The sequence below is a fragment of the Persicobacter sp. CCB-QB2 genome, assembly GCF_001274635.1.
GTDB classification, from domain to species: Bacteria; Bacteroidota; Bacteroidia; order Cytophagales; family Cyclobacteriaceae; genus Persicobacter; species Persicobacter diffluens.
In genome coordinates this window covers 2,611,505-2,625,618 of sequence record NZ_LBGV01000001.1, presented here as the reverse complement: position 1 = coordinate 2,625,618, position 14,114 = coordinate 2,611,505, and the positions used below count along the sequence as shown (strand labels likewise).

The 14,114-nt window shown below is 42.0% G+C and carries 9 protein-coding genes; 2 read left to right on the top strand and 7 right to left on the bottom strand.

Translation table 11 applies throughout. The features are described 5' to 3' along the window. The first annotated feature begins 333 nt into the window (after positions 1-333). Complete coding sequence (locus NG22_RS11585) at positions 334-1,953, top strand: MFS domain-containing histidine kinase (protein ID WP_172674372.1); 1,620 nt, start codon at positions 334-336, stop codon at positions 1,951-1,953. Between the two features lie 765 nt (positions 1,954-2,718). Here the strand turns inward: NG22_RS11585 and NG22_RS11580 are convergent. The 6 genes from NG22_RS11580 to guaA all read right to left on the bottom strand — a co-directional run bounded on the left by NG22_RS11580 (position 2,719) and on the right by guaA (position 9,984). After that, entirely contained in the window at positions 2,719-2,949 is a 231-nt protein-coding gene (locus NG22_RS11580; RefSeq protein ID WP_053405880.1) for a hypothetical protein, read from the bottom strand. 79 nt (positions 2,950-3,028) lie between these two features. Beyond that, positions 3,029-3,661, bottom strand: a complete 633-nt coding sequence (locus NG22_RS11575; RefSeq protein WP_301280976.1) for an SIMPL domain-containing protein — start codon at positions 3,659-3,661, stop codon at positions 3,029-3,031. A 247-nt stretch (positions 3,662-3,908) separates the two neighbouring features. Beyond that, a complete protein-coding gene (locus NG22_RS11570; protein WP_157601043.1) occupies positions 3,909-4,895 on the bottom strand; it encodes a hypothetical protein in 987 nt (328 codons plus the stop codon). Positions 4,896-5,163: 268 nt separating this feature from the next. Next, positions 5,164-6,456 (bottom strand): glutamate-1-semialdehyde 2,1-aminomutase, encoded by a 1,293-nt coding sequence (hemL, locus tag NG22_RS11565; protein ID WP_053405877.1) that lies wholly within the window; start codon positions 6,454-6,456, stop codon positions 5,164-5,166. Positions 6,457-6,467: 11 nt separating this feature from the next. Beyond that, positions 6,468-8,255, bottom strand: a complete 1,788-nt coding sequence (locus NG22_RS11560) for an ABC transporter substrate-binding protein (protein WP_053405876.1) — start codon at positions 8,253-8,255, stop codon at positions 6,468-6,470. A gap of 199 nt (positions 8,256-8,454) precedes the next feature. Beyond that, complete coding sequence (gene guaA, locus NG22_RS11555) at positions 8,455-9,984, bottom strand: glutamine-hydrolyzing GMP synthase (RefSeq protein ID WP_053405875.1); 1,530 nt, start codon at positions 9,982-9,984, stop codon at positions 8,455-8,457. Between the two features lie 160 nt (positions 9,985-10,144). Here guaA and NG22_RS11550 point away from each other — a divergent pair, with 160 nt between their 5' ends. Further along, the gene (locus NG22_RS11550) at positions 10,145-11,410 is read left to right on the top strand and encodes a leucine-rich repeat domain-containing protein (protein WP_053405874.1); all 1,266 of its coding nucleotides are present in this window, start codon (positions 10,145-10,147) and stop codon (positions 11,408-11,410) included. 789 nt (positions 11,411-12,199) lie between these two features. Here NG22_RS11550 and NG22_RS11545 read toward each other — a convergent pair. Continuing rightward, positions 12,200-14,020, bottom strand: a complete 1,821-nt coding sequence (locus NG22_RS11545; protein WP_053405873.1) for a DNA polymerase III subunit gamma/tau — start codon at positions 14,018-14,020, stop codon at positions 12,200-12,202. Positions 14,021-14,114: the final 94 nt, after the last annotated feature.

Sequence of the window (14,114 nt, the reverse complement as noted above, 5' to 3'; positions counted from 1 at the left end):
AAAGGATCTGATTTATTTCCCTTACTAATAGGAAAATCTTGTGCCAAAATGAGATTCGGTGAGGATCGGTCAAAAACCTGTATAAGTGGTAAGCGCCCGGTTTGAAGGTGTCCGAATGCGGACAATTTTGTTCGTTGGTGGACGAAAAGTGTCCGATAATTTCAATGCTAAAAATAAATAATGGAGCTGCGTTTTTTTTTTAATATGTAAGGAGGATTCTTATCTTTATATCTAGAAAAGGGAATATTTTAGCCAGCAGGCATGAATTTGATAGATTTTTTTAGTCATTTAATTAACCGCACCTCCAGAACCACTTTTGCTGCAATTTGGGTTATGGCTTTTTCACTAATGGTCTTATTGGTGAATAGTACGGTTTCAGCTGAAATGTTTAGCTGGATAAGCTCGGTGAACCTGTTCTTTGGGTTTTTATCTACAGGTGCCGTTATGGCTATTATTTTTGATCGTTTTTTTTCGCATGCACTTTTAGCAGTGCTCGCGATGGTCATGTCCCCCCTTTGCTACTTAATATTTGCTTTGGTTTTTGATTTTGTAGAGGTAGAGTCATTAATCATCTTTAGTGTGGCGGTGGTCGCTATTTCTTTTTTCCCATTGGGAGTGTGGGGGAATAGTTTGTCTTCCAGAAGGAAGTCATTGGTAGTAAGTGCTTTTGGGTTTCTTCAGGTGCTTTTTGCGGCCTATTTACTGTTTAAAGAGCTGGGGGTGAATGAGGAGTCCTTGATGATTTCTTATATGATTTTAATCACGGTCGCTTTTTGTTATTTAACGGTGTATTTGGTTTTGGTGCCCAGAGATAAGGAAAATCAAATATTGGCTTATGATAACAAGCTATGGGCTCAGATTGCTGGAAATATCGATGTTTATGGCTTTCTATTGGATTATAAAAAAGCGGAATTTGTCTGGGAACGAGGACTGTATAATGTATTTGATTTAAGTGTTCCCACCAAAATCGGATTCGAGCAACTTCAGGATCTGTTGGATGAAGAGAATATTAATTGGTTGAAAGAGAGCTTAGTTAAGTTGAGCGCCAAACCCAATGCGGAGGAGCATAACGAACTAAAGGTGAAAATTAACACGGTGCGTGGGGAGAAATGGTTGTCCTTAAAGACCATGCGTTCCAAGGACTACCCAAATTGTATTCTGGGGGCGGTTCGTGATGTAACCAATGAACATCAGATATTAGATCAGTACGAACGCGTAAGTGCCCTCAAGGATAAGATTTTGGCCTCGGTAGCGCATGATTTATCCGGGCCGTTAAACCGTATAGAAGGGTTGAGTGAGCTGGTGGGCATGTCGTTCAGAACGGATCGTATCAATACACAAAAATACCTGGACCTGATCAGTCAGAATGCCACCAAAGGGCAGGAGTTAATCCGGGAGTTATTGACACATTCAGAGTTTGAAGAAGGTCTGGTAATACTGGAAGAGAAAATTGTTGACTTAAGGGCATTTGTTAACGAATCGGCTTATTTGCATCAGGAGGAAATGCGAAAGCATGGTTTGATTTTAAGAATAGAGTTACCCACTCATCCTGTTTTTTGTGCCATTGATGTTTCAAAAATGGGGCGTGTAATTGATAATTTATTGACAAATGCAATAAAGTTTACTCCGGGAGGCGGCAAGGTGAAAATGTCACTTTCCCTTGATGAAAAGGAAGTTGTTTTGTCTATTCAAGATACCGGAATAGGTATTCCCGAGGAGTTATTACCCGTATTATTTGATCGTTTTACTGAGGCAGGAAGAAAGGGTTTGTTGGGACAGAAATCTACCGGCCTGGGGATGTCCATTGTAAAGCAGGTCGTTGATTTGCATAATGGAACCATTCAAGTAGATTCCCTTCAAGGGCAGGGTACAAATTTTCAAATTAAGCTTCCTCTACAGGAGCAAATAGAATCGGTAGCGGATACGAAGCAGGCTATCAGTTTAATAGGGTAGTCATTTTCTGTTTGGAAAGTTTCCCAATGAAAGGAGCCGGAGCCGGAACCGCTTATGTGAGAATGTCATGGCCTGTTATCAGTGTACAGGATCAGGAGTGGTATTCATTTGTGGCGGCCTCTTGCTTAGGCTTATTCCTGTTTTTCAATTCTTAATCCAAATGCAGGCCTATCTGCTTCAGTAGCTCCATAGAATAACGTGATTTTACTCAAAATATTCATTGATAGGTCTAGTCGCTCACTCAAAATGAATTAAAATCAGTGCATTGCAGCTGGTTTTATTGATTTTATCATAGCTCAAATTTGACTAAGCCGGCCTTCTCCTCCATCATCTGCTACGTTAAAAAAACTCAGACTAGGGCGCTGTTCGCTGTTCCTTTATTTTCCCGTCTTGCACTAAATCGAGGTTTTAAGCATGAAAAATTGGGGTTAAGCTGCAAATCGTAAAAATAGGGAAATCGCCCATTTTTAGATTTCTTCAAAAGTGGAAAATGCTGAGTGAATTGGATGATCCAATACGGAGGAGGGTTGTGTAAAAAAACAATCTATTAATTTACTGTAAATCAGCTGGTTTGTGGATTGAGTGATTTAGATTTTGCTTAAGAACGTGTTTGAAAGCACGTCATTCGGCGGCAAATTCGAATTTTGGCTTTTAAACATTTTCAAATGAATTCACCAATAAGAGGAGGGTAGTAATGAAAAAGTGGAATAGGCTGAAAAAACAAAAGGCTTCATAATTGAAGCCTTTTGTTGTAGAAAGGAATGGCTAAAAAAAGCATATATTCCATTCTTGATTTCTTTTTGAAATCACTGCTGCGTCAGGAGAAGAAGATAAAGGTTCCGCTCCCGCATAAGCATCATTCGTTTTCAAACTGACAATAGCAGTTTCCGCTTGTGTTAATTCAGAGGAAACAAATTCCTCATTTTCATTTTGTGAAAAAAACAACCCCCAAGCGGCGATTTGGAAAACGCTGAATAGGGTTAAAGATCTTTTCATGGGGAATATTGGTTATACTTAATTATGGGAAAGCTTAATCTATACTTGTATAAGTGCAAATAGTAGGCCAAATCCGAAATTATTTTTCCAAATTGTACAAAATATTTACATTTTCCGTTACACTAATGTCCTTGGGGTTAAAGCCCGGATCGCTGTAAGCGCCTCTATCCATTTTCATTGCATCCATGGTAACTGATGCGTAAGGAACAGGCCTGCTGTATGTTTGACCATAATCGATTTGTTTTATTTCACCAAGGGAAAGGTTTGCCGCCTTGCAAATGGTGAGTGCCTTCGCTTTAGCATCCTGAACAGCTAGTGTTAATGCTTTATTTCTAGCTGATTCTAAGTCTTTTATGGAGAAAGAAACAGTGAGTCGAGCATTGCCTTCAGTGTTGCTTACTGTTGTAATAATCTTTTTTAGTTGGTCATTGTTTAGAGGTATTTCAACATTTATTTGATGTTTGGCCAAAAAGCCCATATCCTCATTTTTGCGGGTGGTTGGATTGTATTGAAAATCCTTTTCAATTTGATAATTGGAAGTGAAAATTTGATCATTTTTGATGCCTTGATCTTTTAAAGCCTGCTGGAGTTTCTGGCTAATTTGGTTGAGCTGATCAAAGGCTAAATTAAAGGCTTCATTTTTTCCTTCCACAGATACGGTGACTTTCACCCAGTCCGGACTGGCAGCATAAGTGCCTTGGCCTGAAATCATAATGGTGTTTTCCCGTGGATTTTTGATTTGCCCAAATGCGGTCGCACACATCAATAGGAAAATCGGGATTATTGCGGTAATTCTCATAGGAACTAATAGTGTGGTTACGGTGCAAAAATATCCAAAAGCGGATAATTTCCGAAATAATCTCATGCCTATTTTGAATATTATATAATTTTTGAAATAAAAAAAGGTGATTATCAAACAATATTGATCATCACCTTTCATTTTATATAGGTAGAAAGTGTTATTTACTAAAAGCTTCTACTTCGTGGTTGAGGTTGGTGCTAAATATCGGTATGCTAAGCTTCACCGCAGTATAAAACATCTGTTTGGAGACCTGAGGGCGCATACCAATTTCAATGCCATATCCCCAACCAAACTCCCGGTTGAATTTACCATCAGCTCCTAGACGGAAACCAAATTTATTATGCTTGATCGGAGAGAGATCGTACTCATTTCCATCATAGCTGAGGTTTTCAATGTTGGTCCAGGGGGTTATCAGCATATCAGCATAAACCGAAATGATCATATCACTGGCTGTAGAGGAATATGTCCTTGTGGGCTTAATTGCAAAGTTTTTGATCCAGGTTAAAGAGCCTCCCAAAGCAAAACCAAAAGCGGATTGGTTGGTGTACATGGTGGAGTCAGAGGATAAGGGTTGTGCATCGACCCCTTCACGTAAAACGTTAATGGATTCAATGCCTTGCTTCCTCATGGCTGTGCCCACATCAATACCACCAGACTGGAAATAAGGGCCTAAACGGGCTCCGTATATCTTTCTTACTTTGGATGGGACTTTGATGTGATCCGGAACTTTGGATTTCCACTTGTTTCCACGGCGGTAACTGCTTCTGTACAGAATCATTTTGGTCTCCGTATCCTTCTCCCAGTCCTTAATATGGTAGGTGCCAATAATTTCACCGGCCATAGAAGAATGGGTGGAAGTTGAAATCCCATTTACCTGCTGAATATTATTTCTAGCGGAAAGATTTTGCATCAGATCAAAAGGTCCTCCATAGGCTCTTCTGAAATCAGCTTTGATGTTTAACAGCGATTCGTGATAGTATTCGGCCTCAAGCCCAAATCCGACATACATATTCGCACTACCCACTTCTGCAATCACCGGCTGCAGCTTCATGAATAGCTTGTTAATTTCGTAAGGTTCATCATACAACTCTTCATAGGTGACACTTTTAGTTTGCCCCCAAGAAGGGATGTAAGAAAAAATCATCAGAGTGATGATTGGTAAAAGGTTGTACCGCGCCATAAGCACAGAGGTTGGGTTAATGTAAAATAAACTACAATGATTTCAAATATACATTATTAATACAAATAAAGTAGGGAAAAGTCATGAAAGTAAGGAATTATTAAAATTGATTCCCTTTCCATTCAATGTTTTAGAGAGGAAAGATATCCTCTAAAAATAGACTTTTTCTGGTGTAAGGTATTATTTGAAAAGAAAAAAAAGTGATGCTTTTTCAGGCATCACTTTTGTGTTTTTAGTGGATTGCTTTAAGGGATTTTCCAGCAGCATCAATAATTTTTGATATTTCTTTATCGGTGAGCGCATCTGAGATGAACCAGGTTTCAAACTGACTTGGAGGTAGATAAACCCCTTCTTCCAGCATGGCATTGAAGAATTTACCGAATTTCTCTAAATCACAGGACTTGGCATCCTCAAAGTTGTGCACTTCATTTTCGGTGAAAAACAAAGTATACATAGAGCCAATCTGGGAAGTGTAGTAATTGAGATTTAAGGCTTTTAAGTGTGCAGCAATTCCATCAGCAATTTTTTGTGTTTTTTCGGTAAGGCGCTGATACAAATCTTTGTCATTTTTAATTCTTTTCAGCTGTGCCAAACCTGCTGCCATTGAAATAGGATTCCCCGAAAGTGTTCCGGCCTGATAAACCGGTCCCTGTGGAGATACAAAATCCATAATTTCTTTTTTACCTCCATAAGCACCAACAGGCATTCCGCCTCCAATGATTTTTCCAAGGGTGGTAATGTCGGCTTTTACATTGAACACCTCTTGCGCCCCACCTGCTGCCAGGCGGAATCCGGTCATTACCTCATCGACGATCAGCACAATGCCTTCCTCGTCACAGATTTGTCTTAAGCCCTCTAAATATCCTTCCTGAGGAAGTACGCAGCCCATATTTCCTGCCACCGGCTCTAGGATAATCGCTGCAATCTGGTCTTTATTGGCGTTGACTAAAGTGCGAATAGCTTCCAGGTCATTGAAAGGAGCGGTAAGGGTATCTTTTGCTGTGCCCACTGTAACGCCGGGAGAGTTAGGCTCTCCCATGGTGATGGCGCCTGAGCCCGCTGCAATTAAAAAGGAGTCGCCATGCCCATGATAGCATCCCTCAAACTTGATCATTTTCTCACGACCGGTATAGCCTCTGGCCAGGCGAATAGCGGACATGGTGGCTTCCGTACCGGAGTTGACCATTCTTACTTTTTCAATAGAAGGAACCAGGTCGGTAATTAATTCTGCAATTTCTACCTCAGCGGCTCCGGGAGCGCCGAAAGATAAGGAGGATGGAATGGCTTCCTGAACAGCTTTGAGTACCTGCTCATCCGCATGGCCGAAAATCATCGGGCCCCAGGAGTTAATCATGTCGATGTAAGCGTTGCCATCGACATCATACATATAAGCCCCCTTGGCATGATCAATAAATAAAGGGTTTCCTCCAACGGCTTTAAAGGCACGTACAGGAGAGTTCACTCCACCGGGAATATAATTTTGAGCCTCGCTGAATAGCTTTTGGCTTTTTTCTTTTATCAACATATCAATAAATTTTATTCTTCAATAATTGCCTTTACCACTCCATCATCAGCTAAAATCAGCTCTCCATCCTGGAAGTGAAGGATGGGCACCACCTGATTGTCATTGGACAGGTAAAAAAGATTTTGGTCGGTAAGCACTCCTTTGATGACCTGGTCTTCCATTTCCTGTTGTGGTAGGTTGCCATATTTGGCCATCATTTGTCCGAAGCAGATGAGGGTTTCATAGCCCAGGTCCACAAAACGGGAAGGGAAACGATTGGCTTGTTTGACGTATCGGTCAGAAAAACGGTCGTACTGAGCACTGTTGGTTTCGATATAGGTTGGGGCGATTAAGTAGGCATTTAATCGCGCCATGGCATCCAATGGAATTTGCTTATCCTGCATCCAGGAAGCCATTCCCAAAAGTGATACCTGATCGTTTCTGGTGGTTAAAGCGGAAAGCATATTGGCTGCCAATGCTTTATTTTCAGAGGCTACAAAAACGTGGTCCAGGCTATCCGGACGAATTACAAACAGCTCCTCTGTTGTGGGAGCATCAGGGTTTTCCTCCAGGATATTAACCAGTAAACTGTCGGCAATGGGTACTTCTTCCTTTTGTGTAAAAAAGTTTAAAGCTTCCTGCTCCTTGCCTTTTTTTAATTTCAACAGATGGTTGACCTGATAAGTAGCATTTTCTTCTACAATTTTTTTGTATTGATAAGCCATAGTTGAATCTGCCGCATTGTCCATATAAACAATCATGGCGTTGCGATTCAAAGTGTCGGTACGTTGTACCATAAAATTGGCGGCGGCAATGGCTTGCGTTTTTGGTGTCGGCTGGTAAAGGAAGCTAAAAGGGTTGTCACCAATAACTTTTTCGTTTTGAGAGACCGGATTCACCATATTGATCTGGTGTTCGAAACAAAAATCAGAAACCTCCTTGGATGGACCGGGATATAGCGGGCCAATGATCAGGTCCATGGATTTTATTTCCGGCTGTTCTAAAATCTGGGCAGTTATTTCGGCCTTCTTTTTGGTGTCATAAGCATGCAGTTCCACATTGATGCCCATGCCTTTCAGGCGTCCTTGTGCCATTTCCAGGCCTTCAAACAACTCCCAGACAAAATCTTTTCGGTTATTGTAATGGGTGGTGTCTAAGCGGAAAGGCAGCATTACCGCGATATGGTAAACGTCTTTTCGCTCACTTTTTCTAAGGTTAGAGGCCGCATAATTTTCCGGGTTTAATTGGTATTCCGTAATTAATTGGGCAAGTAGGGGGCGGTCCTGTTGGTTGATGGGCTGGGCGTAGATTTGATTCGCCAGGGCTTCGGCTACTGCTTTTTCCCCTGGAAAACGTTGTTGTAATCCTTGCAGGGTGAATACATCTTTTTCCTGAAGTTGGATCAGCGCATAGGCTTGTGCCTGTTCCTGGATGGTAGTGGATTTCAGTTTGGCGAAATTAGCAAAAGCAGAAGGGTAGTTTTCTTCCTCCAAATAGCATTTCCCTAACCAAAACCGGCCTTCGTCAATGGACTTCCAGTTCGGGTGTTCCGTGACCAACTGTCGGAACATATTTCTCGCCACTTCTTTTTGGCCGGCTTCATAAGCGGATAATCCATAATAAAACTGCCCGTAGGCTTCCATATTTGCATCCTCACTGTCAGTCAATGGGCGAAGCACTTCCATAGCCATGGCATACTTCCGGATTTTATAAAAATCTTTACCTCTCTGTAGTGTTTCCTGGTTGCTCTTTTTTTGTGCCAAAGCCGCTCCATTAAAAAAGGTAAGGATGGTTAGGGCCAAAAAGTATAATTTCTTCATGTTATAGGAGATAACGTTAGTTTTTTCTTAAAAAGAAGACGAAAAAAAGATTCGTTTGCAGGTAAATTTCTTCCTTTTTGAGCATTGATCCAAACGCCCCTGTTAAATTGATCCCAAAAGTGTCTTCAGGCAATGCAAAAGCCATAAAAAAACCGCAGCATTTAACATCCTGCGGTTTTTTATTGTTATCAAATTGGAATTATTCCCACTCAATGGTTGCTGGTGGCTTGGAAGAGATATCATACACTACGCGGTTCACCCCTTTTACGCGGTTGATGATGTCATTGGAAACCTCTTTTAGGAATTCATGTGGTAATTCAGCCCAGTCTGCTGTCATACCATCTACGGAAGTTACCGCACGCAGGGCAACAACGGATTCGTAAGTACGCTCATCACCCATTACACCTACAGACTGTACCGGAAGCAACATCGATCCCGCCTGCCATACGTAATCATATAGGTGGTGTTTTCTCAATCCGTTAATCCAGATATGATCCACCTCTTGCAGGATGCGAACTTTTTCAGCAGTCACCTCACCCAAAATACGGATTCCTAAACCAGGTCCCGGGAATGGGTGACGACCCAAAATTTTAGGATCAATATCCAAAGATTTTCCTACGCGGCGAACCCCATCCTTGAAAAGACTTCTCAATGGCTCCACCACTTTTAATTTCATATAATCAGGTAGTCCACCCACATTGTGGTGAGACTTAATGGTTGCTGAAGGACCGTTTACAGAAACAGACTCAATCACATCCGGGTAAATAGTACCCTGACCCAACCATTTTGCATTTTCTACTTTGTGAGACTCATCATCGAATACCTCAACGAATACACGGCCAATGGCCTTTCTTTTATCTTCTGGATCAGTCAATCCTTCCAATGCATCATAAAAACGCTGGCTGGCATCAACGCCTTTTACATTCAAGCCCATTCCTTCGTAAGAAGCCAGAACTTCTTCGAATTCATTTTTACGAAGCAAACCGTTATTTACGAAAATACAGTGCAGGTTCGAACCAATCGCTTTATTGATCAGTACCGCAGCTACGGTTGAATCTACTCCTCCGGATAAACCAAGGATGACTTTGTCATCTCCCAACTGCTCTTTTAATTCAGCAATCATGGTATCTGCAAAAGCATCCGGCGTCCAGTTTTGGCTTGCACCACAAATGTCTACCACAAAGTTTTTCAACAATTGCTCCCCTTCTTCAGAGTGTGTTACTTCCGGGTGAAACTGTACACCGTAAGTTTGCTCTCCTTTTACATGGAAAGCGGCTACGTCTACAGACTCAGTAGAGGCAATAATTTCAAAATTTTCGGGAAGGGAAGTGATGGTGTCGCCATGAGACATCCATACCGTAGATTTTTCCGAGATATTTTTCATCAAGGGATTCTGAGCATCAAATTGCTCCAGATGGGCACGTCCGTACTCACGGATTTTACTTGGAGTGACTACTCCACCGTGGGCATGTGCTAAATACTGTGCACCGTAGCAGATGCCTAGTACTGGAAGGTTACCGCGGAATTTTGCAGTGTCTAATTGAGGGGCATCTTCTTGTCTTACAGAACAAGGACTGCCGGAAAGAATCACACCAATAACGTCTTCTGAAATTTCAGGAACTTTGTTAAAAGGGTGGATTTCACAATAAACATTCATTTCACGGATGCGACGCGCAATCAGCTGCGTAACCTGTGATCCGGAATCAATAATGAGAATCTGTTCAGCCATGCGCAAAAATAATAGATTGATTTAAAACCACCATCAAATTAAAGGCTAAGTTTCCACTATTATATCGAACAGTTGGAAGCAGGTTTGGCTTTCCTTAAAAGATTTACCTAATTGTGAAAAAATTAGGTTTTTGTTATAAGATTTAAAGCCAGCTGATTGAATGCATAAAATTTTACCAGGCTTTGCCATTCTAGTGTTTTTGCTGATCCTTTGCTCGGAGAGTAGGGGGCAGTCAGTGGTGCCCTCTAATTATTATTTCAGGTCCGAAACATTGAGGGCCGTCAGTTCCGATCGGAAGGATACCATTCGCCATTTGAATCTGCATGATTCCACTATATACCGCATGCCTGAATGGGTGGCTCATTGTATTAATCTGGAGTCATTGGATATTTCTCAAACCAGAATTATTCAATTTCCCAAGTGGATGAAGGATTTGACAAAATTGGAACGTGTCATATTTAATGGAGGGAAGAAGCCACTTTCGCCCTCCAGCATGATTCCGGTTTATGAGCAGGGAGAGTCTTTGGCGCCTCCAAGGTTTTCAAATTTACCCCAGGTGAAATATTTGGAAATGCGTTTTCATGCCTGGGAGTCTGCTCCTATGTCGATCACGAAATTAAAAAATCTGGAAAAACTGATCCTCTCTGATAATGCCCTGCAGCAATTTCCGAATCAGTTGAAAAAGCTGAAAAAATTAAAGCAGTTGGATTTGGCTCGAAATGCCATTGAGTTACCGGAGCGTTGGATGTCAATGCCCTCTTTAAATAAGTTAGATTTGCGATCCAACTTAATATGGAAATTACCCGAAGGATTTGAGCGCCTTCCGGAATTAAGGTATTTGGAGTTGGGGAATAATCGGTTGAACGTTCAGGATTTGAATCAAGGATTGAAAACAACTCCTCCATTGCGCTATTTAGGGCTTGGCCGAAATGAGTTGGATTCCTGGCCTAATGTCCTTAGCCGCATGACGACTCTGGAAAAACTGGACCTTTCGCAGAATGGCCTGAAAACATTGCCCGAGGTGGGTTTTGGTTTCCTGGGCAACCTGGTGGTATTGAATTTGGCTTTTAATCAATTCCAAAATGGCCTGGAGGCTTTGGAGGAGTTGCCCGCGTTAAAAGAACTGGACCTGGATCATAATCAACTTTATGAGTTAGACTTTAAAGTAGGCAAAATGAGGCAGCTGCAAACTTTGGTGTTGAGCCATAATGCCTTTGAATATTTTCCCCTGACCCTTTTTGAAGTTCCCCAATTGAAAAAATGCGATCTCTCCTTTAACAGAATAGCGAATAAACCCGCCCAGGATTGGACCAAAGAAAGTGATACCTATTTGTGGTTGCTCATGAAGGGAAATCCGATTCAGGGGGACCAGTTGCAGGAGTTTCGGGCCGAATGTGCCGAAATGGGCGTGATGCTGGATTATTAATTTTTTCAAGGGGTCAATCCGCTTCACCAGTCCGGGTTGGTGGTAGGAGCTTTTGTTTTTTGTCGAAAAAAAGGAATACCCTTATTGGGTGGAATGGGCGAATTGAGGTTTAGAGTGAGTTTAAATCCGCACTATCCGATTGCAAATTCGAATTATTGGAGGTGATTTGGTTATATCTCAACAATAGCGCTCCTATTCTCTCAAAATAATCGGGTATGGCTGCTGGAATACTTCAAATTTTCGTCACGAATTGTGGCTTTTAAACAAGCTCTTTTTGTTGAAGTGTTTTTTTAGCCACGAATTGCTCTAATTTTCGTAAATGATTTTTATTTGTCTGTGTAATGCAGTCTGCTTCGGTATCTTCCATCACAAAAACCGCCCTTGATTTTATTACTCGTCTTTTATCTGGATGAAAAGGAAAAGCGTGTTTAGCATTATGAAATGATAGAAAGGTGTGCTTGGTTGTCTATTTCAGTCAACTGGTTTTAGTGATATCTTTCAATAGATGAGTGGTTTGTGGGTAATCTAAGGTGGGATTATGAGCGGACGCTCATTTGATTTAGGGTCTTAGCGAGGACGCTAAGACCAGTGGTGGTGGGAAATGCTCTCAGTTTGTTGAACATAAATTTCTTGTTGTGTGTTGGGGTTGGTGGTTCAAGTTTCCTTTTTGGGGCAAAAAAAGCTTCAATCCACGCTAGCCATCATCCTTCGGTATGGGTGGCATGGATATAAAAAAATGCGCAAAACCTCAGGCCTGCGCATTTTTTTATATTTTTTCCGAAAATGGCTTTACATGTCAAAATCCAAATTCAATTTCTCTCTTAATTCATCCAAAGTAGGGTACTTTTCCATCAGGTGAATGTATTTTTCCTTCGGGGTGTAGATCATCTTCTTGCTTTCTCCTTCTACAATGACGGTTTCCAGACGAAGATTTCCATTGTCGAGCTTGGTCTTTAGGAATTGAACCAAATCTACCCGGAATTTTTCCAGCAAATCTACCTGCAGCACACTGGAAAGGCGAAGGGTAATGGTAGTGCCATTTAATTCCCACTGCTGTGCCATGACAGACAGGGCCGTTTGGTTATCCTGTCTGCGCAAGTCTTCTGCAAAAAAGGACCAAACCTGCTTTACATCCTCTGCGGTAAAGGCTCGATTCTGTAATTTAGGCTGATGGCTTGCTGCTTGCTGCGCCTGAATATCTTCTTTGGGCGTATTTTTCTTTTGGTCGATTCTGGCCTTCAAATCCGCCAAGGAAGGAAGACCTCCCGCTTTTTTTACGGCACCCACCGGAGCACTTACCGCCCGATTCACACTCGGACGACTCTGTGGTGTCGGCTGTTGGCTGTAAACGGGGCTTTCAGCGTCTTTTGCTACTGGTACAGGGCTTGGTGTGGGTTCCGCATAAGTGGGAGTTGAAGCGGCCGCCGTTGGTGCAGGCTGTTTAGCTCCCCTTTTTGCTTTTAGCTCAGATTTTTTTTTTTCAATCACCGCGGAAGCTCTTCCGAGTGAGATGGCCTTGTTCAAATGTGCCAGCTTCATCAGGCAGAGTTCAACGTGGAGCCTTTGATTTTTGGCTCCTTTGAAGGTCTGATCACAATTACTTAGCAGATTAAGCGCACTCAGCAAAAACGAAAGCGGTGCTTCCTTCGCCTGAGTAGCGAATTTTGCCTGAACAGATTCTGAGACTTCCAATAATTTGGTGGTAGCCGTATCACGTGAAACCATCAGGTTTCGCACATGCTCCGCAAATCCAACGATGAAGTTATGTCCATCGAAACCTTTGCGCAGAATTTCATCAAAAGTAAGAAGTACCTCTGTGTGATTCCCCTCCAGGCAAAGCGATGTCAGTTTGAAGTAATAATCGTAATCCAGTACGTGGAGGTTATCCACCGTGCTTTTATAAGTTACTTTTTCGCCAGCCGCAAAAGTACAAACCAGATCAAAGATAGAAAGCGCATCACGCAAAGCACCATCTGCCTTTTGGGCAATTAAATGCAAGGCTTCTTCTTCCGCTTCAATATTTTCTTTGGCCGCAATATTGATCAGGTGGGAGGTCATATCGCCAACCGTGATGCGGTTAAAGTCAAAAATCTGACAGCGGGAAAGGATGGTGGGAATAATTTTATGCTTCTCCGTAGTCGCCAAAATAAAAATGGCATAGGATGGTGGTTCCTCCAAAGTTTTCAGAAAGGCATTAAAGGCCTGATTCGAAAGCATGTGAACCTCATCAATAATATACACTTTATATTGACCGGATTGTGGTGCGTAGCGCACCTGATCCACCAAATTACGGATATCATCCACCGAGTTATTCGAGGCGGCATCCAGTTCGTGTACATTAAAAGAAGCGTTGTTCTGGAAAGACTGGCACGACTCACACTGTCCGCAGGCCTCTCCACTTTCCGTACGATTGGTACAGTTAATGGTCTTTGCCAAAATACGGGCGCAGGTAGTTTTTCCCACACCTCTCGGACCACAAAACAAAAAGGCTTGCGCCAGGTGATTGTTATTGATGGCATTGATCAGCGTAGTGGTGATGTGCTGTTGACCAACCACACTGTCAAAAGTGGCCGGACGATACTTTCGGGCAGAAACAACGAATTTTTCCATTAAGGACGAAGATAGGGTCTTTTCCTTAAAAATGGAAAGGCAAGGTCTTTCTAATTTCTAGAGGATTTGCTATTCAGTTTTTAAGGAGAGGATT

Bases quoted from the DNA above. Each gene is read 5' to 3' on its own strand.
- NG22_RS11585 (WP_172674372.1), top strand. From the start codon at position 334: ATGGCTTTTTCACTAATGGTCTTATTGGTGAATAGTACGGTTTCAGCT.
- NG22_RS11580 (WP_053405880.1), bottom strand. From the start codon at position 2,949: ATGAAAAGATCTTTAACCCTATTCAGCGTTTTCCAAATCGCCGCTTGG.
- NG22_RS11575 (WP_301280976.1), bottom strand. From the start codon at position 3,661: ATGATTTCAGGCCAAGGCACTTATGCTGCCAGTCCGGACTGGGTGAAA.
- NG22_RS11570 (WP_157601043.1), bottom strand. From the start codon at position 4,895: ATGATTTTTTCTTACATCCCTTCTTGGGGGCAAACTAAAAGTGTCACC.
- hemL (WP_053405877.1), bottom strand. From the start codon at position 6,456: ATGTTGATAAAAGAAAAAAGCCAAAAGCTATTCAGCGAGGCTCAAAAT.
- NG22_RS11560 (WP_053405876.1), bottom strand. From the start codon at position 8,255: ATGAAGAAATTATACTTTTTGGCCCTAACCATCCTTACCTTTTTTAAT.
- guaA (WP_053405875.1), bottom strand. From the start codon at position 9,984: ATGGCTGAACAGATTCTCATTATTGATTCCGGATCACAGGTTACGCAG.
- NG22_RS11550 (WP_053405874.1), top strand. From the start codon at position 10,145: ATGCATAAAATTTTACCAGGCTTTGCCATTCTAGTGTTTTTGCTGATC.
- NG22_RS11545 (WP_053405873.1), bottom strand. From the start codon at position 14,020: ATGGAAAAATTCGTTGTTTCTGCCCGAAAGTATCGTCCGGCCACTTTT.